18 protein-coding genes and 1 other annotated feature are annotated in these 20,486 nt (G+C 44.3%); of the genes, 11 read left to right on the forward strand and 7 right to left on the reverse strand.

Going from position 1 to position 20,486, the window contains the following annotated elements; translation table 11 throughout:
• Positions 1-63: 63 nt before the first annotated feature.
• Positions 64-825 carry a bacitracin ABC transporter ATP-binding protein BceA gene (gene bceA, locus ACQVGS_RS05975; protein WP_024122567.1) on the forward strand — a complete coding sequence of 254 codons (762 nt, stop codon included), beginning with the start codon at positions 64-66 and terminating at the stop codon, positions 823-825.
• Positions 815-2,755, forward strand: coding sequence for a bacitracin ABC transporter permease BceB (gene bceB / locus ACQVGS_RS05980; protein ID WP_106020297.1), 1,941 nt, complete (start codon positions 815-817; stop codon positions 2,753-2,755). Before bceA ends, bceB begins: the two co-directional genes overlap by 11 nt.
• A 36-nt stretch (positions 2,756-2,791) precedes the next feature.
• On the opposite strand, the gene ACQVGS_RS05985 is transcribed toward bceB, so the two are convergent.
• Positions 2,792-3,475, reverse strand: a complete 684-nt coding sequence (locus tag ACQVGS_RS05985; protein WP_254517842.1) for a sunset domain-containing protein — start codon at positions 3,473-3,475, stop codon at positions 2,792-2,794.
• A gap of 189 nt (positions 3,476-3,664) precedes the next feature.
• Between ACQVGS_RS05985 and ACQVGS_RS05990 the strand changes: the two genes are divergently transcribed.
• Positions 3,665-4,858 (forward strand): MDR family MFS transporter, encoded by a 1,194-nt coding sequence (locus tag ACQVGS_RS05990; protein WP_474393343.1) that lies wholly within the window; start codon positions 3,665-3,667, stop codon positions 4,856-4,858.
• A 30-nt stretch (positions 4,859-4,888) separates the two neighbouring features.
• Here ACQVGS_RS05990 and ytvA read toward each other — a convergent pair whose 3' ends face one another.
• Positions 4,889-5,674 (reverse strand): YtvA family blue-light photoreceptor, encoded by a 786-nt coding sequence (ytvA, locus tag ACQVGS_RS05995; RefSeq protein ID WP_105990175.1) that lies wholly within the window; start codon positions 5,672-5,674, stop codon positions 4,889-4,891.
• A 402-nt stretch (positions 5,675-6,076) separates the two neighbouring features.
• Here ytvA and ACQVGS_RS06000 point away from each other — a divergent pair, with 402 nt between their 5' ends.
• The 3 genes from ACQVGS_RS06000 to ACQVGS_RS06010 all read left to right on the forward strand — a co-directional run bounded on the left by ACQVGS_RS06000 (position 6,077) and on the right by ACQVGS_RS06010 (position 9,683).
• Entirely contained in the window at positions 6,077-6,412 is a 336-nt protein-coding gene (locus ACQVGS_RS06000; RefSeq protein ID WP_003223352.1) for a DUF4257 domain-containing protein, read from the forward strand.
• Positions 6,413-6,515: 103 nt separating this feature from the next.
• Positions 6,516-6,730, forward strand: a binding site (T-box leader).
• 110 nt (positions 6,731-6,840) lie between these two features.
• Entirely contained in the window at positions 6,841-9,255 is a 2,415-nt protein-coding gene (gene leuS / locus ACQVGS_RS06005; RefSeq protein ID WP_106020295.1) for a leucine--tRNA ligase, read from the forward strand.
• Positions 9,256-9,371: 116 nt separating this feature from the next.
• Positions 9,372-9,683 carry a rhodanese-like domain-containing protein gene (locus ACQVGS_RS06010; RefSeq protein WP_024122561.1) on the forward strand — a complete coding sequence of 104 codons (312 nt, stop codon included), beginning with the start codon at positions 9,372-9,374 and terminating at the stop codon, positions 9,681-9,683.
• Positions 9,684-9,707: 24 nt separating this feature from the next.
• On the opposite strand, the gene melA is transcribed toward ACQVGS_RS06010, so the two are convergent.
• The 5 genes from melA to ACQVGS_RS06035 are packed head-to-tail and all read right to left on the reverse strand — an operon-like array spanning position 9,708 to position 15,105.
• A complete protein-coding gene (gene melA / locus ACQVGS_RS06015) occupies positions 9,708-11,006 on the reverse strand; it encodes an alpha-galactosidase MelA (protein ID WP_188323235.1) in 1,299 nt (432 codons plus the stop codon).
• A gap of 21 nt (positions 11,007-11,027) precedes the next feature.
• Positions 11,028-11,858: a carbohydrate ABC transporter permease gene (locus tag ACQVGS_RS06020; protein ID WP_188323234.1), complete on the reverse strand. Its 831-nt coding sequence runs from the start codon at positions 11,856-11,858 to the stop codon at positions 11,028-11,030.
• On the reverse strand, positions 11,855-12,766 hold the full coding sequence (locus ACQVGS_RS06025; protein WP_188323233.1) for a carbohydrate ABC transporter permease: 912 nt from the start codon (positions 12,764-12,766) through the stop codon (positions 11,855-11,857). The genes ACQVGS_RS06020 and ACQVGS_RS06025 overlap by 4 nt, the downstream gene beginning before the upstream one ends.
• Positions 12,759-14,036 (reverse strand): ABC transporter substrate-binding protein, encoded by a 1,278-nt coding sequence (locus tag ACQVGS_RS06030; RefSeq protein WP_188323232.1) that lies wholly within the window; start codon positions 14,034-14,036, stop codon positions 12,759-12,761. The genes ACQVGS_RS06025 and ACQVGS_RS06030 overlap by 8 nt, the downstream gene beginning before the upstream one ends.
• A gap of 10 nt (positions 14,037-14,046) precedes the next feature.
• Entirely contained in the window at positions 14,047-15,105 is a 1,059-nt protein-coding gene (locus ACQVGS_RS06035) for a LacI family DNA-binding transcriptional regulator (protein WP_059291799.1), read from the reverse strand.
• Positions 15,106-15,351: 246 nt separating this feature from the next.
• Here ACQVGS_RS06035 and ACQVGS_RS06040 point away from each other — a divergent pair, with 246 nt between their 5' ends.
• The 5 genes from ACQVGS_RS06040 to bioD all read left to right on the forward strand — a co-directional run bounded on the left by ACQVGS_RS06040 (position 15,352) and on the right by bioD (position 20,484).
• Complete coding sequence (locus ACQVGS_RS06040; protein WP_024122555.1) at positions 15,352-16,251, forward strand: dienelactone hydrolase family protein; 900 nt, start codon at positions 15,352-15,354, stop codon at positions 16,249-16,251.
• A 266-nt stretch (positions 16,252-16,517) separates the two neighbouring features.
• A complete protein-coding gene (gene bioW / locus ACQVGS_RS06045; protein ID WP_101860091.1) occupies positions 16,518-17,312 on the forward strand; it encodes a 6-carboxyhexanoate--CoA ligase in 795 nt (264 codons plus the stop codon).
• On the forward strand, positions 17,284-18,630 hold the full coding sequence (bioA, locus tag ACQVGS_RS06050; protein ID WP_216394418.1) for an adenosylmethionine--8-amino-7-oxononanoate transaminase: 1,347 nt from the start codon (positions 17,284-17,286) through the stop codon (positions 18,628-18,630). Before bioW ends, bioA begins: the two co-directional genes overlap by 29 nt.
• Entirely contained in the window at positions 18,620-19,792 is a 1,173-nt protein-coding gene (gene bioF / locus ACQVGS_RS06055; protein ID WP_491831186.1) for an 8-amino-7-oxononanoate synthase, read from the forward strand. The genes bioA and bioF overlap by 11 nt, the downstream gene beginning before the upstream one ends.
• Positions 19,789-20,484, forward strand: a complete 696-nt coding sequence (gene bioD / locus ACQVGS_RS06060) for a dethiobiotin synthase (RefSeq protein ID WP_106020287.1) — start codon at positions 19,789-19,791, stop codon at positions 20,482-20,484. The genes bioF and bioD overlap by 4 nt, the downstream gene beginning before the upstream one ends.
• Positions 20,485-20,486 lie beyond the last annotated feature (2 nt).

Genomic DNA, 20,486 nt, shown 5'->3' on the forward strand with positions numbered 1-20,486 from the left:
CGAAGGAAAAGCCCGTCAATCCTTTTTATAATAACATTATCCAATATAAAGGAGACTACGGAAATGATGATTTTAGAAGCGAATAAAATTCGAAAAAGCTATGGTAACAAGCTAAATAAACAGGAAGTGCTGAAGGGCATCGATATTCACATTGAAAAGGGCGAATTCGTCAGTATTATGGGTGCTTCAGGATCGGGCAAAACGACTTTGCTTAACGTTCTGTCCTCGATTGATAAGGTAAGCCACGGAACGATCAACATTAACGGAAACGAAATGACGTCCTTGAAGGAAAAGCAGCTGGCTGAATTTAGAAAACAGCACTTAGGCTTTATCTTTCAAGATTACAATTTGTTAGACACATTAACAGTGAAAGAAAATATCCTTCTGCCGTTATCGATCACGAAAATATCAAAAAAGGAAGCAAACCGCAAGTTTGAGGAAGTGGCGAAGGAATTGGGTATTTATGAATTGCGGGATAAGTACCCGAATGAAATTTCCGGCGGCCAGAAGCAGAGAACATCCGCCGGGAGAGCGTTTATTCATGACCCGAGCATTATTTTCGCTGATGAGCCGACCGGCGCGCTCGATTCAAAATCAGCCTCTGATCTATTAAACAAGCTGAGCCAGCTCAATCAAAAACGCAGCGCCACAATTATTATGGTTACCCATGATCCCGTTGCAGCGAGCTACTGCGGCAGAGTCATTTTTATTAAGGATGGCCTGATGTATACGCAGCTGAATAAAGGAGGCCAAGACAGGCAGACGTTTTTCCAGGATATCATGAAAACACAAGGCGTGTTAGGCGGGGTGCAGCATGAACATTAATCAGCTCATACTGCGAAATCTGAAAAAGAATATCAGGAATTATTACCTCTATGTGTTTGCTTTGATCTTTAGTGTGGCGCTTTATTTCGCATTTGTCACACTCCAATATGACCCGGCCATTAATGAAGTAAAAGCTTCCATTAAAGGCGCCGCGGCTATTAAAACCGCTTCAATTTTGCTTGTGGCTGTTGTATCAATCTTTATTTTGTACGCCAATACCATTTTTATTAAAAGACGGAGTAAAGAGATCGGGCTGTTTCAATTAATCGGAATGACAAAGCACAAAATCTTTCGAATCTTAAGTGCGGAAAACATCATGCTGTATTTCGGCTCGTTAGCCATCGGGGTTTTTGCCGGATTTTCAATCTCAAAGCTTGTGCTCATGATCTTGTTCAAAATCGTCGATGTCAAAGCTGATGCGAAACTGCATTTTTCTGAGCAAGCCTTGGTTCAAACAATCATTGTGTTCTGCGGCATTTACCTTTTGATTATGATCATGAATTATACGTTTATCAAAAAACAAAGCATTTTATCTTTGTTTAAAGTAACGTCTTCCACTGAGGATAAAGTGAAGAGAATCTCTTTTTTCCAGATGCTGATCGGGGCGCTGGGCATCGTGTTGATTTTAACGGGATACTACGTGTCTTCCGAGCTGTTTAGCGGAAAATTCAAGACCATAAACGAACTGTTTTTCGCAATGAGTCTTATCTTAGGTTCCGTCATTATCGGGACGTTTCTCTTTTATAAAGGATCGGTTACGTTTATCTCGAACATCATTCGGAAAAGCAAGGGCGGCTACTTGAATATCTCAGAGGTTCTGTCACTGTCATCGATTATGTTCAGAATGAAATCGAACGCTTTGCTTCTGACAATTATCACAACCGTTTCAGCGCTCGCCATCGGGCTGTTATCCCTTGCTTATATTTCGTATTACTCGGCAGAAAAGACTGCTGAACAAAATGTAGCGGCGGATTTTTCATTCATGAATGAGAAAGATGCCAAACGATTTGAAAGCAGTTTGAGTGAAAATAACTTGTCGTACGTCAAAAAAGAAATGCCTGTCCTGCAATCGTCATTTGATCTCACAAATATCATGGATGGAACTTCGAAAGAGATGCAGAGCGATCCCAGCAACACACAGCTCGCTGTTGTTAGCGATAAAGATGTAAAAGGAGTCGATGTGGCGGCTGGGGAAGCGGTTTTCTCAGGATATACTGACTTGCTGCAAAAGATAATGGTTTTAAAAGACTCCGGCAGCATTAAAGTCAAAAGCAAGAATGAGACAAAATCATTACACTATAAAGGATTAAGAGAAGAGTTTCTTGTATCCTACACGTTTACAAGCGGGGGAATGCCCGCAGTCATAGTGGATGACAACCTGTTTAAACAGCTGAATAAAGATAAAGACCCTCGCATTCAGCTGGCGCAATCTGAATTTATCGGCATCAATATGAAACATGGAGATCAGCTTGAAAAAGCAAATGAGCTCTTTCAAAAGGTCAACAAGAAAGATCTACATTTATCAAGGCTGGATACAAGTATTGCGCAAAAATCTCTTTTTGGTATGGTCATGTTCATCGTTGGTTTCTTAGGATTAACATTTCTCATCACATCGGGGTGTATCCTTTACTTTAAACAAATGGGTGAAAGTGAAGAAGAAAAACCGAATTATACCATCCTAAGAAAACTCGGTTTTACACAGGGCGACCTGCTGAAGGGGATACGCATCAAACAAATGTATAACTTCGGCATTCCATTGGTGATCGGCCTCTTTCACAGTTACTTTGCCGTACAATCCGGCTGGTTCTTATTCGGATCAGAGGTATGGTCGCCGATGATTATGGTGATGGTGTTATATACTGCACTCTATTCTATTTTCGGTATTCTGTCGGTTCTTTATTATAAAAAGGTGATTAAGTCGGCATTGTAAAACAGTAAAAGCTCCAGAGAACTGGAGCTTTTTTGTTTATCGTTTCGGCGCCCGATACCCGGCTGCCTCAGCCTCTTCAACTGAACAAAACATTTCAGCTGGGTCTGTCGTCCGGTCATAGTATGTACTGCCCGGCGTATGATAAATGCCGTTTTTGCTGCCTTTGATAAGACAGCCTTCTGCTGTATCAGCCGAGCTGGTTTCGTTGCTTTTATTTGTGCTGGTTGAAGAATGTTCGCTGTTTTCTTTTGTGCTGGCTGTTCGGTTTTGTGCCTCTTTTAATTGCTTTTCAAGTTTTGTTTTATCTTGTTGAAGGGCTTCATTTTCAGCTTTTAATGATTTCTGAGTCTTTTTTAGTTCACTATTTTCTTTCTCCAGCTGCTTGAGCTTGTCTTGATCTTTTGTGTCGTCTTTCAGTTTCTTTGCTTCAGAGCTGATGGCTTCATACTCTTTCTCAAGTGCTTCATGCTCTTGTTTAAGACTTTTATATTCAGTGTTTAGTGCTGAATATTTTTTATCAGCATTTGCTGCGGCAGCGTCAGGTTCTGTCAAAGCTGCTCCGGTGAAGAGCAGAATGAGGCCTCCAATGAAAAGCGGCCAAAAGAGTTTTTTAGAGAATCGTTTTTCTTTTTTTAGCACATATCTGACGAGATGGTACACTCCATAGCCAAGCGAAAAGAGAAATGCAAAAAAACCGAGGGATGCGAATGCCATTTCCATGAAATTTACCCCTTTTTCTATTTATTTTACAATTTTCGAACAATATTTGTTAGATTTTTTCACACTCATCTGTTGAAAAATATGAGATAGACAGATAGAATGAATGTGCTATGATAACTGGATTCGTACGGAGCCTGTTGAGGTTTCCGTTTTTTCATGAGCTTTTATAGATAAGAAAGGGGGATCAGTATGCCGCGCGCATTGAAAATTTTAGTGATAGGGATGTTTATTAATGTGACGGGTGCATCCTTTTTATGGCCGCTTAACACGATCTATATTCATAATCATTTAGGAAAGTCATTAACGGTCGCGGGGATTGTCCTTATGCTGAATTCCGGCGCCAGTGTGGCAGGGAATTTATGCGGCGGGTTTTTGTTTGATAAAATCGGCGGGTTCAAATCCATCATGCTCGGAATTGCGATTACGTTAACAAGTCTGGTGGGTCTCGTCTTTTTTCATGATTGGCCGTTTTATATTGTGCTGCTTACGATTGTCGGGTTTGGTTCGGGTGTTGTTTTTCCGGCCAGTTACGCAATGGCTGGATCAGTGTGGCCTGAAGGGGGAAGAAGGGCATTTAATGCGATCTATGTCGCGCAAAACGCAGGTGTTGCCGTCGGTTCTGCGCTTGGCGGCGTGGTGGCGTCTTTCTCGTTTTCATACGTATTTTTGGCGAATGCCGCGCTGTATGTGGTCTTTTTCTTTATCGTATATTTCGGATTTCGAAACATTCAGACGAAGGATGTGCCTCAAACGTCTGTGCTTGATTATGACGCTGTAAGCAGCAAAGCGAAATTTACGGCTCTGGTCATATTGAGCAGCGGGTATGTGCTCGGATGGCTGGCATATTCTCAATGGTCTACCACCATTGCATCGTACACGCAAAGCATCGGAATGTCTCTTTCTTTATATAGTGTGCTGTGGACGATTAACGGAATTTTAATTGTGGTTGGACAGCCGCTTGTCAGCTTTTTTGTGAAAAAATGGGCTGAGTCGCTGAAAGCACAAATGATCATTGGTTTTGTCATTTTTATTGTGTCTTACAGCATGCTGCTGACTGCGAAGCAATTTCCAATGTTTCTGGCTGCCATGGTGATCTTGACCATCGGGGAAATGCTTGTTTGGCCTGCCGTGCCGACGATTGCCAACCAGCTTGCGCCTAAAGGGAAAGAAGGATTTTATCAAGGGTTTGTGAACAGCGCTGCGACAGGTGGCAGAATGATAGGGCCTTTGTTCGGAGGAGTGCTCGTCGATCATTCCGGCATTCACGCTCTTGTTTTATCACTTTTGGTTTTGCTTATGATCAGCATAGCCACGACGATTTTATACGACAAACGGTTAAAATCAGCTGATAAAGCGAATAAGCAAGCTTCAGTTTCTTCATAAGAAAGATCCCGCCGGATGAGCGGGATCTTTTTACATAATCGGAAGCACGTTCACGGCATCCTTTACATTAGAATATGTTTTCAGCGATGAGAAATTGGCATCCAGTTTATTCATTTTCATAGCCAATTCGGGCTTAATGCCGGTAATGATTAATTCGGTACCGGTCAATTTCAGCAAATGGCTCAGCTTGAAAATCTGGTCGGCGGTTTGTTCATTTACTTGGGCCAATCCTGATAAATCAATGATCAAATAATCATCTTTGGATGTTGATAAGATATTCGTCAATGTGCTGACGATGGAATTAAATCGCTCCTCTGTCAGGTTGCCGACTAGCGGAAGAGCCGAAATGCCGTTGCGAATCGGCACAATAGGAGTTGAAAGTGCAGTAATTTCTGTGAGGGAATCCTCGAGAAGCTTTTCATACTCTTTTTGCTTGGTGATGTCTTTTTGAATTCCGACAAAATAGGTTTTGTCTTCTATTTCCAGCGGATCAATATTTAACTCATTCCAGAACATCGTTCCGTCTTTTTTGTAGTTTTGAATCTGAACTGTAACCGGTTCTTTATTTTGTAAACCGGCTCTGATGTTGTCCACTTCACCAGCGTCTGTATCTTTCCCCTGTAAGAAGCGGCAGTTCTTTCCTAAAATTTCCTCGGCCTCATAGCCGGTCATTTGAACAAAGCCTTGGTTTACGTAGACAATCGGATTATCTTCAAGTGAAGGATCTGTAATCACTACACCGACTCGCGCGTGATCAAGCGCTTTTTTGATGATGTCCAGCTGTCCTTTTATTCCGAATGATTGAAAACTAGCCATATAATTCCCCCTTAGTCCGCCAGCTTGCTATGCGAAAGCCTGATATTCCCCTTTTTTTAATGAATTCTACAGTAACCGTAGCACAACACATGTTCTGATTCAAGCAAGCGCAGTTTGTTGTTTGTCATTAGGGCTTGTCCTCGTATACACTAAAAATAAGAACAGAGTTTGAACATATGAACGGAAAGGTTTCTACATGCTAAATAGGTGACTAGGTCAATGTCACTGGGTGAAAAATGAATCCAATGCATCAAGCTTACCGATCATGTGTTCACATATAATGGAAGAAACAAGCTTTTTTCAGATTTGCCAGTATGTAGATATCGAAAATCATCGGAATCGTTTAAGGGGGCTGGATGGCCTGAAGTCGCTTTACGAAATAAGGGCTTTAGGAAGGTGATGATGAAGATGCTGCATCAGGTATTAATTGCTTGTGTAATTGGAGGAATCATGGGGATTCTCGGTCATGTGAAAAAGAGAGGCAGACTGGAGAAACCTAGGATGACGAAGCGGTTTATCTATCTTGGATTTTTGGAAGATTGGTTTATCGGCATGACGGCTTCCATTTTACTTGTACTATCCGCTGACCCCGATTCAGGAATTCAACTTGTCATCTTATCCATTATCTCAGGCTACGGCGGTGAAGCTGTTCTCAGAAGCTTTGATTTTGTAAGAGAAATGAACAGCGGCGGCGAACCGGCCGAGTCGAAACGTCAAACCAAAACTCCACCAGAATAATTGTCCTCAATCTTCGCCCGTTCAGGGTACATTCCCATTGTATACAAACCTGCTTGCACTTATGAACAGAATTCTATAAAATACAGTTAAGATTACGGTTGCGATAAGAACAATGAAGAGGAGCAGTAAGAAGCAGATATTGTTTCAGAGAGTTGACGGCTGGTGAAAGTCAATCAAGTTTGTTTCCGAACTCACCTCCGAGTTGCAGCGGTGAAAAGCCGCTGACGCATAACTGCGTTAAAAGTATCAAGTGAGTGCGGCGTCTGCCGCGCTAACGAGGGTGGTACCGCGGGAAAACGAAAGTCTCTCGTCCCTTTTAGGGATGAGGGAGTTTTTTTTAGTTTGGGAATATTCTGAATATAATTGTCCCTTTCCCGTCAATACTTGAACCATAAAACGCCGTATTCAATCAGAAGGAGGTTTTTACTTTGAGTTTTCAGCACAAAGAGATAGAAAAGAAATGGCAAAATTATTGGCTGGAAAACAAAACATTTGCCACTCTTGATCATAATGAGAAACAAAAATTTTACGCGCTGGACATGTTTCCTTATCCGTCTGGAGCGGGTCTGCACGTCGGACACCCTGAAGGCTATACAGCAACGGATATCCTCTCCCGCATGAAGCGCATGCAGGGGTATGACGTTCTTCATCCGATGGGCTGGGACGCATTCGGTCTGCCGGCTGAGCAATACGCTCTCGACACCGGGAATGACCCGGCAGTGTTTACGAAGCAGAATATTGATAATTTCCGCCGCCAAATTCAGGCGCTCGGTTTTTCATATGATTGGGATCGTGAAATCAACACGACAGATCCTGAATACTATAAATGGACACAATGGATTTTCTTAAAGCTTTATGAAAAGGGCCTTGCTTACGTTGATGAGGTGCCAGTAAACTGGTGCCCTGCACTCGGTACGGTTCTTGCCAACGAAGAAGTCATCGACGGAAAGAGTGAACGCGGCGGCCATCCGGTCGAAAGACGCCCGATGAAGCAGTGGATGCTGAAAATCACAGCTTATGCGGACAGGCTTCTTGATGACTTGGAAGAGCTTGATTGGCCGGAAAGCATTAAAGACATGCAGCGCAACTGGATCGGCCGTTCTGAAGGTGCGCACGTTCATTTTGGCATAGACGGACATGATGAATCATTTACGGTGTTTACAACAAGACCTGATACATTGTTTGGCGCTACATACACTGTACTTGCTCCGGAGCATGCATTGGTAGAAAAAATCACAGCTGCTGAGCAAAAAGAAGCTGTCGAAGCTTATATCAAAGAAATTCAATCAAAGAGTGACCTTGAGCGCACGGATCTCGCGAAAACAAAGACAGGCGTCTTCACGGGAGCTTATGCGATCAATCCTGTAAACGATGAAAAACTGCCGATCTGGATCGCAGATTACGTTCTTGCTTCATACGGAACTGGTGCAGTCATGGCTGTTCCCGGTCACGATGAGCGTGATTTTGAATTCGCCAACACATTCGGCCTTCAAGTCAAGGAAGTCGTGAAAGGCGGAAATGTTGAAGAAGAAGCGTACACAGGCGACGGCGAGCATGTGAACTCTGACTTCCTGAACGGGCTTAATAAACAGGAAGCGATTGAAAAAATGATCGCTTGGCTGGAAGAAACGAAAAACGGCGAAAAGAAAGTCACTTACCGTCTGCGCGACTGGCTCTTCAGCCGCCAGCGCTACTGGGGCGAGCCGATACCGATCATTCATTGGGAGGACGGAACGTCAACAGCTGTGCCGGAGGAAGAACTGCCGCTGATTTTGCCGAAAACAAACGAAATCAAACCGAGCGGCACCGGCGAATCACCGCTTGCGAACATTAAAGAGTGGGTTGAAGTCACAGACCCTGAAACAGGGAAAAAAGGAAGAAGAGAAACGAATACAATGCCGCAGTGGGCGGGAAGCTGCTGGTATTTCTTGCGCTACATTGATCCGCACAATCCGGATCAGCTGGCATCACCTGAGAAAATGGAAAAATGGCTTCCGGTTGATATGTATATCGGCGGCGCGGAGCATGCTGTGCTTCACCTTCTGTATGCCCGTTTCTGGCACAAGTTCCTTTATGATATCGGGGTAGTGCCGACGAAAGAACCGTTCCAAAAGCTGTATAACCAAGGAATGATTCTCGGTGAAAACAACGAGAAAATGAGTAAGTCAAAAGGGAACGTTGTCAACCCTGATGAAATCGTTGCCTCTCACGGCGCTGATACGCTGAGATTGTACGAAATGTTCATGGGACCGCTTGATGCTTCAATTGCCTGGTCTGAATCAGGCTTAGACGGCGCACGCCGCTTCCTTGACCGCGTATGGCGCTTGTTTGTTGAAGACAGCGGTGAGCTTAATGGCAAAATCGTTGAAGGCGCCGGTGAAACATTGGAGCGCGTCTATCATGAAACAGTCATGAAAGTGACAGACCACTATGAGGGCCTGCGTTTTAACACAGGTATTTCTCAGCTGATGGTCTTTATCAATGAAGCCTACAAAGCGTCAGAGCTGCCGAAGGAATATATGGAAGGTTTTGTGAAGCTTCTTTCTCCTATCGCGCCTCACCTCGCGGAAGAGCTGTGGGAAAAATTAGGCCATAGCGGTACGATTGCATATGAGGCTTGGCCTGTATATGATGAAGCAAAACTTGTTGACGACGAAGTTGAAATCGTTGTTCAGCTGAACGGAAAAGTGAAAGCGAAACTACAGGTTCCTGCAGATGCGACGAAGGAACAGCTCGAACAGCTTGCTCAAGCAGATGAAAAGGTCAAAGAGCAGCTTGAAGGCAAAACCATTCGTAAAATCATCGCGGTGCCGGGCAAGCTTGTCAATATTGTGGCAAACTAATCCTGAAAAAATCCCCTTTGTCAAAAAGGGGATTTTTTTCATCAGTCTCAAAATAGCAATCGTCCAGCTGACTTTGATATACTGAACATGATTATTGGTGAATAGGAGTGTTTTCTTTGGAAATAAAAGAAATCAGCACAGCTGCTTTGCAAGAAAAAATCGAGGCGGATGAAGAATTGTATTTGATTGATGTCAGAGAAGATGAAGAGGTTGCGGAAGGCATGATCCCGCAAGCGGTTCATATTCGCATGGGGGATATTCCTGAAAAAATGGACACCCTCGATAAAGACAAAGAGTACACTTTTATCTGCCGATCAGGGATGCGCAGCATGAATGTCTGCAGGTATTTGGATGAGCAAGGCTTTAAAACAGTCAACGTAGAAGGCGGCATGATGGCCTGGGAAGGCGAAACGAAACCGAAAAACTAGGGGAGAGATCACCCCTAGTTTTTTTTATTTGTATGCTGGAAGCCAATCGCCGTGCGCTTCAAATAAATCATCACACATAGAAATAATGTCATTGATGGACAGCTCCGCACTTGTATGCGGGTCAAGCATGGCTGCCTGGTAAACAGTTTCTTTTTTTCGTGTAACAGCAGCTTCAATGGTCATCAGCTGTGTGTTGATATTCGTTCTGTTTAACGCTGCGAGCTGCTCAGGAAGTTCTCCGGCAAAGCACGGGGTTATTTTTTTTCTGTCGGCGACGCATGTCACTTCAACTACCGCTTTGGAAGGAAGGTTTGTGATGAGTCCGGTATTTAAGACGTTTCCTCCGAAGGTGAACGGCTGATTCGTTTCCATTGCTTCTATTATTCTTGAGCCATATTCCTTTGAGCGTTTATGGGTGAGGTTTTTATTGTTAACAATGTCATCCCTCATTTTCTCCCAATCTTCTATCTGTTTCACGCATCTTCTTGGATATTCGTCCAGCGGGATCTGCAGCTCGTTGATCAATTCAGGATAATTCCGCTTAATAAAATAAGGATGGTATTCTGCGTTGTGCTCTGATGATTCCGTGACGTAATAACCGAACTTATCCATCAATTCAAATCGCACCATGTCATGATGCTTTGTTTTTTGCTTTTCTCTCGCTCTCTTTTTGATTTCGGGATATAAATCAGCGCCGTCCTTTTTCACTTCCAACAGCCATGCCATATGATTGATGCCTGCGATTCGTTCTTCAATCCCGTCGTGCTCCATACCGAGAGATCTAAATAAATCTCTTGTGCACACTTGGACGCTGTGGCAGAGCCCGATCGTTTTCACATCCGTATAGCGAAGCATAGCGCCAGTCAGGGAGGCCATTGGGTTTGTATAGTTTAAAAACCAAGCGTCGGGACACATTTCCTCAATATCTCTTGCGATATCAAATAACACGGGGATTGTCCTGAGTGATCTGAATATCCCGCCGATGCCCGCTGTGTCGGCAATCGTCTGCCGCAATCCGTATCGTTTAGGAATCTCAAAATCGATGACTGTGCTTGGTTTATAGCCTCCGACCTGAATGGCATTAATCACATAGCCCGCTTGCTGCAAAGCCAGTTTTCTGTCGTCATAGCTGTTGATAACCACGCTCGGATTATAGCGGTCTCTCAAATTTTCGAGCATAAGCTGAGATTCCTGCAAGCGTTTTGGGTCAATGTCGTAAAGCGCAAATTCAAATCCATTTAACGCCTCCGTTAACAAGCAGTCCCCTAAAACATTTTTTGCGAAAATTGTGCTCCCTGCACCGATAAATGTGATTTTTTTCATGTCGGTTCCTCCTTTATTTCATTATCCTTTTACCGCGCCTGATGATAGCCCGGCAATAAAGTATTTTTGCAGCGCCAGAAACAGAATGACCATCGGCAGCATTGCCATGATGGCAGCCGCGGCGACCAAATGCAGATTGTTGGCGTTTTCTCCGAAAAACCCGGCCATTGCGACAGTAAGTGTCTGCACCTTCTGATCCTGTAAAAAGAAAATCGCAAATTGATAGTCATTCCATATAAAGACACAGGAAATAATACAGATGGTGGCAGTGATCGGCTTCAGCAAAGGAAATACGATCGTAAAAAAGATTTTCAGCATTCCCGCTCCATCCATTCTTGCCGCTTCTTCAAGCTCTTTTGGAATGGTTGAACGGATAAACCCGGAATACAAAAACACGGTTAATGGCATATACGCCGCTGTATTGATCAAAATGGCGACTGCGTGTGTATTGACCATGCCGGCGTCCACAACCATTCTGTACAAAGGCACCATGGACGTTAACGGAGGGATGATCATAATTGAAATCAGCAGCGCGAAAACGGCTTTATTCAGCTTGGTTTCCCGCCGGGCAAGAGGGTAGGCGGCCAGTGAGCCGAATATGATTAACAACAATGCCGAAACGCCTGTGATGATGATTGTGTTGATAAACGAGTTGCCAAGTGAAGCGCGCTCCCATGCCTCAGAAAAATTTTGAAAGGAAATATCAGCTGGAAACAGCCATTTGGAACTGTAATCTCCTTTTGCTTTCAATGAAGTGGTCAGCAGAATGTAAAAAGGAATGAAATGCGCACAGGCTATAATGGCAGCGAGAAGTGTAATAAACCGCAGTTTGTTTGAGCGGGCGGCTCTCATGACATTTCCGTCTCCTTTCTTTTAAAGTACGCAAGCGCGCAAAAGCTGATGATCAAAATGACAAATGCCATAAATATGCCTTGTGTCGCAGCATAGCCGGCATCCTGCCGTTTAAAATACAGGTCATACATAAACGTTGACATGGATTGCGACGCGTTTCCGGGTCCGCCTGCAGTGAGCGCAATTATCACGTCAAACAGCTTTAAGCCTCCGATAATGTTGATGACCATATTGATCGTGATCGAGGGCATTAACAGCGGCAGGGTGATGCCGAAAAACTGCTGGCCCCGTGTCGCGCCATCCATTTCCGCTGCTTCGTAGTAATCTTTTGGAATGCTTTGCAGGCCTGCCAAATAGACAATCATGGCGATGCCGACATATTGGTACGTGTTAATCATGACGATGATCCATGGGTTCGAAGACGGACTGGCGAGCGCGTTGATCGGGGTGATGCCGAAAACGCCAAGCAGGTCATTAAGCGCACCTCCGTCATATGAAAAGAAAAAGTACCAAATGTAGCCCATAATGAGCGGACTGATCATAACCGGCAAATACACAATGGTTCTTGTTATCGCTTTCATTTTTATGCTTTGATTTAGCAGCAGGGCGTACAGAAGACCAATAACGTTTTGAAAAAAGGTACTGCCGAGTCCGTATAGCAGCGTGTTTTTTAAGATATGCCATGTGTCCGGATCAGCAAACAGCCTTTCATACTGAGCGAAACCGACCCACTGATAAACCTGAGAAAATCCGTTCCAGTTTGTGAAGGTGATAAAAGCGCCTTTTACAAACGGATAAATCATGAAGATCAAAACGGAGAGCAGAGCCGGAATATACATCCACCAAAGTGAGGATTGTTTTTTCGGCTTGACCTGTTTCATAAGAACATCTCTTGCGATCTCACTCATTGTTTTCAGCTCCCTGTGTTCCAGATTGCTCCCGGAGTCGTTTATATTCTCTTCCCAGCTTTTTAGAAATCTCGTTGGGTGTCAAAATGTCTGCCGCAAGCTCTTGGCCGACCGTTCCCATCACATCCCACATCCCGTTCGGCAGGTACAATCGGTCGAAATAGGGCTCGACTTTCATATTCTGATAATGCTGATAGTCTTTGGCATAGAAAATATCAGCTTTTACATTGGTCAGCCCTGAAGGAAGCGATGTGGCTTCAGCCATTTCTTTCGCATGGGCGGGACGAGCCATAAAGGCGATAAATTGCTTTGCTTCCTTTAAATGAGGCGAGTCTTTCCATGCTGCCAGTGTATAGCGCTCGCCGCCAATCCATATCGGGTCATCACCGGAGTGTATAGCTGGTGTCGGGATAATCCCAACCTTTACATTCGGATTAATTTGGGCGACGTCTTGACCAAGAGTGCCGCCCTGCATGGTAAAAGCGATTTTATTTTGAGCCATTAATTCAATGAGCTGTGATTTTTTTGCTGTTACGGCATCGATATTGATGAGTTTTTCTTTCTGCATTTGTTTGAGGGTATCTGAAAGATAAGTAAATTTGCTCCAATTGAAGGTGCCGTCAATGAGCTGTTTCTTTTCATTATGGGCAGGATCTGTGATGAGAAGAGGTGTTGCGAATTGGTCATAATATTGGGCGAAAGAGCTTTTATCATATCCGGCGAACCAGAAAGGAACGATTTCTCCATTGCTTTTTTCTTTAATCGTTCTCAGTGCTTTTATAAAGTCATCCATCGTTTCCGGCGGATCAATGCCGAAACGGTCTAACATATTGCGGTTGTACGCCAGGCCGTCCTTTGCTTGGTTGATCGGATATGCGTATACCTTTCCGCTTTTGTTTTTAAGGATGCTGTTTAAATTTGGATCAAGATTCTGAGTCCAGTCCATATCCCGGAGATCGGCTGTATACTCCCCGTACCTGATTTTCCCCCAGCCATGAGTATCAAAGAGATCAGGCAGATCATTGGCGGCCATTCTGACACGCATCATATTTTCATAGTCATTGCCTGGGAAATGAATGCTGACGCGAATGCCGCTTTCCTTTTCGAACGCTGCGGCTAGTTTTCTGAATGTGTTTCTTTCACTGTCTGTTGACATCGTAGAATAAATGGTTAACGTCTTTTTGCCTGTATCTGCAGCGCTTTCTTCAAATGAGCATCCCGGCATAATCAGCAGAATAAGAGAGAGAAATAAAACAAATATGTGTTTCATCTTTTCCTCCTTATGATCTTGATGAACGTTTGTCTTGCGTCACCTCCTTAGCTGTATATCCGCAGCTTTGCCTGATGATCAGTGTTGTCGGCAGGGTGACTTGATGAGGAATTGTTCGGCCGTTAAAGCGGTCGAGAAGCTGTTTTACGCCTGTTCGGCCCATTTCCTCTGTATGCACTTTCACGGTGGTTAAAGGTGTGCTTGCAAACTCGGCCTCTTCAATGCCGTTAAAGCTGACAATGGCTGTATCCCGCGGCACATGCAGATCGGCTTCCTGAAGTGCTTTCAATGCGCCGATGGCCATAGAATCACTTGCGATAAAAAAGGCTTCAGGCAGCTTGCCTTGAGTGATGGCTTTTTTCATCAGACGATAGCCCTCGCGCATGCTGTAATCGCCGACCAGGACGTGTTCAGGCTGAGGATGGGCGGACTGCAAAAAGGCAGTCTGGCGTTTGTCCTCAATTGTTCTGCGAATGCTTTGGCCGTCCCTCAGTGTATGCTCCTTCTCCTGCCCGCCGATATAGCCTAATCGTTGGTAACCTAAATCGAAAAGGTGATCAATTGCCTGGCGTGCGGCGGCTTCAAAATCAATCCCAATCGAGTCGTATATCTGCGGATCGGGAGAATGATTGATAAATACGGCATGCTCCAATCGGCCGCTGATATGTTGAACGGCTTCGTCATGGACACGGCCGATAACAATGATACCGTCTAATTCCCGAAAAATATGCTCCTGGAAGGAACCGAGATGGATGGAGTTTGTAATGAAAATTTCCTGTTCAAAGCATTCTTTTTCAATTCCTTTGCGAATAGAAGAAAAATAAGGATCCTGCCGTTCTTCATCGGGAGATAAGCAGCTCAGCACCCCGATAAGCGGCTGGGCGCGCTGTTTTTGTCCGCGGGCTTTTCGGCGTTTAGCGACAGTTTGATAGCCTAGCTCTTCAGCGATACTGATCACTCTTTGTCTCGTTTCACCAGCCACAGAAAGCGAATGATCTTCATTTAAAATTCTCGAAACAGTAGCATTTGAAACGTTCGCTTTTAAGGCGATATCTTTTATACGAACCATGGTTACTCCCTTTCATTTGAATGAGATTTACTAAAACAAAAGAAATATTTTACTCATACGTTTTTGATAAATTGATACTATCATATGAAAGTAAGCGGTTACAATAATGAATTTCAGAATATTTTGTTATATTTAGTAAAAGTTTAGTAAACTACGATTTTTGTTTCTATATACTGTGTGAAAAATAAAGGGAATAACAAATCCGTCTCGTACATTGAAGATAAGCGAAAAAGGAAGGGTGATGGGATGAGTAACGAAAAAAGAGAGCTGCTGTTTCGATTGCTTGGTGATTTGCCTGATCGGAAGCATACGGGGGCGGAAACGCTGCGTATTGAGGAAAAAGAGGGATATATAATTGAAACGCTGCTGCTTGATATAAATGGGCTTGAAAAGGTGCCTGCATATTTTGTGAAGCCGAAAGCCGCAAAAGGACGGTGCCCTGTTATATTATTTCAGCATTCGCATGGCGGGCAGTATGAACGGGGAAAAAGTGAACTGCTTGAGGGAGCGGATTATTTGAAAGCGCCTTCTTTTGCTCGGGAGCTGACTTCTCTCGGATATGGCGTATTGGCAATCGACCATTGGGGATTTGGAGACAGACGGGGAAAATCAGAAAGCGAGATTTTTAAAGAGATGCTTCTGACGGGCAGGGTGATGTGGGGCATGATGATGTACGACAGTATAAGAGCCATTGATTATGTGCAGAGCCGTCCTGATATTCAGCCTGACAGAATCGGAACGATCGGCATGTCTATGGGGGGCTTGATGGCTTGGTGGACAGCGGCGCTTGATGAACGGATTAAGGCATGTGCGGATTTATGCAGTCAGGTTGACCATCATGTACTGATTGAAACACAGAACCTTGACCGGCATGGCTTTTATTATTACGTTCCGTCGCTTGCAAAGCACTTCTCGGCATCAGATATCCAAAGCCTGATCGCACCGCGCCCGCATCTTAGTCTTGCCGGCATACATGATCGGTTAACACCCGCTGAGGGAGTGAACAAAATCGAAAAAGAATTAACAGCTTTGTATGCTGAAAAAGGGGCTTCTGATTGTTACCGTATGGTGCGCTCCGCTTCAGGGCATTTTGAAACAGCTATGATGAGGCATGAAGCTCTGCAGTTTTTGAAAAAGTGGCTGTGACATGAAAAAGGGCAGGCTTTACGTGTTTTTCTGAAATGGTTCTAAACAGGTAAGGAGGCGAGCATCTGCCCGTCTCTTCTTTTTCTAGTGGAAATACAGTTATCAGGAATATACATGATAAATAGATTTTGTTTATGAGGAAATGGCGTTCTGATATTGACAGAATTGTGTATACATAATAGTATTCTATTTGTTAACCTATATTTATAAATGGTTAACAAATAGAATACTTTCTTCTGTAATCAAAGCTGAAAGGGCGAGAAGGTATGCAAGAAGAAACATTTTACAGTGTCAGAATGAGAGCTTCTATGAATGGGTCTCACGAAGATGGAGGAAAGCATATATCCGGCGGAGAACGGCTCATCACGTTCGATAATATGAAACGTACGGTGAATGCCTTATTAGAAAAAGGGTTATCTCACTCTAGAGGAAAACCGGATTTTATGCAAATTCAATTTGAAGAGGTTCATGAGCCGGTTAAGAAGATTCATCCATTACCAATGAAGACAAATGAAGTAGAATCCCCGGAAGAGGGACAAAGTCTTGCCCGATTCTTATTGGGGAAAGCGGGTGTTCCAAGAAAAGTGATTGAAAAAGCATATCAACAAATGTCTGAATGGTCAGGTATCAGGGGAGCAGTGGTGTTTGATATTCACACTGGCGAACGAATTGATCAAACACACGATAAAGGTGTACGGGTGTCCAGAATGGATTGGCCGGACGCCAATTTTGAAAATTGGGCGTTCCGCAATAACATGCCGTCCAATTCAAGAATAAAAGAGGCCCTTGCACTTGCTTCGAAGGTGAGTGAGCATCCGGCAACCGTTGCAGAATTATGCTGGTCAGATGACCCTGATTACATAACAGGCTACGTCGCGGGTAAAAAATTGGGCTATCAGCGCATTACAGCAATGAAAGAATACGGGACTGAAGAGGGCTGCCGAATCTTTTTTGCTGACGGCTCTGTAAATGTAAACACATACATAAATGATCTCCAGAAGAAGCCTATTTTAATAGAGTGGGAGGAAGATGATGACTCAAGATTTGATAGAAAAAAGTAAAAAACATCTTTGGCTGCCTTTTACTCAAATGAAAGACTATGATGAACATCCCTTGATCATCGAAAGCGGCAACGGAATCAAAGTAAAAGACATAAACGGCAAGGAATATTATGACGGCTTTTCTTCCGTTTGGCTTAATGTGCATGGGCACCGCAAAAAGGAATTAGATGAGGCCATCATAAAACAGCTTGGCAAAATTGCTCACTCCACATTATTGGGCATGACCAACGTCCCGGCGACTGAACTTGCCGAGACATTAACCGAGATCAGTCCGGAGAAGCTGACGCGTGTTTTTTATTCGGACAGCGGTGCAGAAGCGATGGAAATTGCTCTAAAAATGGCGTTTCAATATTGGAAGAACATCGGAAAGCCTGAGAAACAAAAATTTATCGCAATGAAAAATGGGTATCACGGCGATACGATCGGTGCCGTCAGTGTCGGTTCAATTGAACTGTTCCACCACGTCTATGGCCCGTTAATGTTTGATAGTTATAAAGCTCCGATCCCTTATGTATACCGCTCTGAAAGCGGCGATCCTGTGCAGAGCCGTGATGAGTGTCTCTATGCGCTTGAACAGCTGCTGAAGGAACACCATCACGAAATTGCAGCACTTTCGATTGAATCAATGGTTCAAGGAGCATCCGGCATGATTGTGATGCCGGCAGGATACTTGGCAGGTGTGCGCGAGCTTTGTACAGCTTACGATGTCTTAATGATTGTTGATGAAGTTGCCACTGGTTTTGGGCGTACGGGGAAAATGTTTGCATGTGAGCACGAAAATGTTCAGCCTGATCTAATGGCTGCCGGCAAAGGCATTACAGGAGGCTATTTGCCGATAGCTGTCACTTTTGCCACCGAAGACATCTACCATGCATTCTACGATGATTACAAAGAACAAAAAACCTTTTTCCACGGTCACTCCTATACAGGAAATCAGCTTGGCTGTGCGGTTGCTCTTGAAAACCTGAGATTATTTGAATCTGAAAACATCGTTGAACAAGTCGCGCAAAAAAGTAAAAAGCTCCATTTACTTCTTCAAGACCTGCATGCACTTCCTCACGTTGGGGATATTCGGCAGCTCGGCTTTATGTGCGGCGCAGAGCTTGTTCAGTCAAAGGAAACCAAACGGCCTTATCCTGCTGATCGGCGAGTGGGGTACAAAGTTTCTTTGAAAATGAGAGAGCTCGGGATGCTGACGAGACCGCTCGGCGATGTAATTGCATTTCTGCCTCCGCTTGCCAGCACAGCTGAAGAGCTCGAAGCAATGGTGTCTATTATGAAAGAAGCGATCCAAGAGGTAACCAGCCTTGAGCATTGACAGCTGGTTAAGCCGCCGGTTAGACAAAGCGAAGGGAGCCGGCGTATACCGTACACTGCGAACAATGAATGGGCCTCCAATTCCGGAGGTGACGATTGATGGCAAAAATCAAACGGTCTGGTCGTCAAACAATTATTTAGGTCTCGCAAACCATAACCGCTTGATCTCTGCAGCTCAAGAAGCACTGCAGCAATTTGGAGCAGGAAGCACCGGCTCGCGTTTAACGACGGGCAATTCGATCTGGCAAGAAAAACTCGAAAAAAAGATTGCCGGCTTTAAACGGACAGAAGCGGCTTTACTGTTTTCAAGCGGCTATTTAGCCAATGTCGGTGTCCTTTCTTCGTTACCTGAAAAAGGGGACGTCATTTTAAGTGATCAATTAAATCATGCAAGTATCATCGATGGCTGCCGCCTGTCTAAGGCTGATACGGTCATTTATCGCCATATCGAAATGGCTGATCTTGAAGAAAAACTGAAAGAAACACAGCGGTACCAGCGCCGTTTTATCGTAACAGACGGGGTATTCAGCATGGATGGCACGATTGCCCCTCTTGATCAGATCATCTCTCTTGCTAAAAGCTGCAATGCTTACGTGATCGTTGATGATGCGCATGCAACAGGTGTTTTGGGAGAATCAGGAGGAGGGACGAGTGAACATTTCGGTGTTTGTCCTGACATTGTCATCGGCACGTTAAGCAAAGCTGCCGGAGCGGAAGGGGGATTCGCTGCAGGTTCAGCGGTATTCATCGACTTTCTGCTGAACCATGCCAGAACGTTTATCTTTCAAACTGCTATTCCGCCGGCAAGCTGTGCAGCTGCCCATGAGGCGTTAGACATCATGGAGGCCAGCAAGGAAAAACGGCAGCTTTTATATTCTTATATCCAGATGATCAAAACGAATCTGAAGCACATGGGCTATGTGGTGAAGGGGCATCATACACCGATTATTCCGGTGGTCATCGGCGATACCCGAAAAACGGTCACGTTTGCTGAAAAACTGCAGGACAAAGGAATCTATGCCCCTGCCATTCGTCCGCCGACCGTTGCGCCAGGAGAAAGCCGTATCCGATTAACCATCACTGCTGGGCACAGTATGAGGGATATTGATCATTTGCTGGAAGCATTTCGTTCAATCGGAAAGGAGCTGAACATCATTCCATGAGAGGTTTTTTTGTAACCGGAACAGATACAGAAGTGGGGAAAACGGTGATATCCTGCGGTCTTGCAGCCTTATTGCGGGAAAATAAGATGGATGTCGGAGTATTTAAACCATTTTTAAGCGGGATCTCCCCTCATCATCCAGAGAGTGACACAAGCCTGCTGAAAGAGATGTCGCAAACGAGTCTTTCACATGAAGAGATTACGCCTTTTGCATTCAAAGAGCCGCTAGCTCCATACGTTGCAGGAAAGCTGGAGGGCAAGGCTGTCAAAATGCAAGAAGTCTTACGCCATTGGGAGCGGATAAGAGAAAAACATGGATGCTTCATCGTAGAAGGTGCGGGCGGGATTTCTGTGCCATTAGGAGAGGATTTTTTAGTCAGTCATGTCATAAAAGCGTTACAGCTTCCAGTGATTATTGTGGCCCGCCCTCATCTTGGAACGATTAATCACACCTTTTTAACTGTTCAATATGCCAAAAGCATGGGCCTTCCAATCGCCGGAATCGTCATCAATGGAATCAGTGATTCTCCTGATCATGATGAAAAAACCAATCCTGAAATGATTGAGAGCCTATGCGGTGTGCCGCTATTAGGAGTGACGCCAAAGCTGATAAACACAACAAAAGAAACGATACAGAATATGGTGAAGGACCATATAGATTTATCATTACTGATCAATCGAGTGGGGGCATGAAA

This window comes from Bacillus sp. SD127 (genome assembly GCF_058566445.1).

Bases quoted from the DNA above. Each gene is read 5' to 3' on its own strand.
- bioW (WP_101860091.1), top strand. From the start codon at position 16,518: ATGCAAGAAGAAACATTTTACAGTGTCAGAATGAGAGCTTCTATGAAT.
- bceA (WP_024122567.1), top strand. From the start codon at position 64: ATGATGATTTTAGAAGCGAATAAAATTCGAAAAAGCTATGGTAACAAG.
- melA (WP_188323235.1), bottom strand. From the start codon at position 11,006: ATGAAAAAAATCACATTTATCGGTGCAGGGAGCACAATTTTCGCAAAA.
- ACQVGS_RS06020 (WP_188323234.1), bottom strand. From the start codon at position 11,858: ATGAGAGCCGCCCGCTCAAACAAACTGCGGTTTATTACACTTCTCGCT.
- ACQVGS_RS06035 (WP_059291799.1), bottom strand. From the start codon at position 15,105: ATGGTTCGTATAAAAGATATCGCCTTAAAAGCGAACGTTTCAAATGCT.
- ACQVGS_RS06030 (WP_188323232.1), bottom strand. From the start codon at position 14,036: ATGAAACACATATTTGTTTTATTTCTCTCTCTTATTCTGCTGATTATG.
- ytvA (WP_105990175.1), bottom strand. From the start codon at position 5,674: ATGGCTAGTTTTCAATCATTCGGAATAAAAGGACAGCTGGACATCATC.
- ACQVGS_RS05990 (WP_474393343.1), top strand. From the start codon at position 3,665: ATGCCGCGCGCATTGAAAATTTTAGTGATAGGGATGTTTATTAATGTG.
- bioD (WP_106020287.1), top strand. From the start codon at position 19,789: ATGAGAGGTTTTTTTGTAACCGGAACAGATACAGAAGTGGGGAAAACG.
- ACQVGS_RS06040 (WP_024122555.1), top strand. From the start codon at position 15,352: ATGAGTAACGAAAAAAGAGAGCTGCTGTTTCGATTGCTTGGTGATTTG.
- ACQVGS_RS06025 (WP_188323233.1), bottom strand. From the start codon at position 12,766: ATGAGTGAGATCGCAAGAGATGTTCTTATGAAACAGGTCAAGCCGAAA.
- ACQVGS_RS06000 (WP_003223352.1), top strand. From the start codon at position 6,077: ATGAAGATGCTGCATCAGGTATTAATTGCTTGTGTAATTGGAGGAATC.
- bceB (WP_106020297.1), top strand. From the start codon at position 815: ATGAACATTAATCAGCTCATACTGCGAAATCTGAAAAAGAATATCAGG.
- ACQVGS_RS05985 (WP_254517842.1), bottom strand. From the start codon at position 3,475: ATGGAAATGGCATTCGCATCCCTCGGTTTTTTTGCATTTCTCTTTTCG.
- bioA (WP_216394418.1), top strand. From the start codon at position 17,284: ATGACTCAAGATTTGATAGAAAAAAGTAAAAAACATCTTTGGCTGCCT.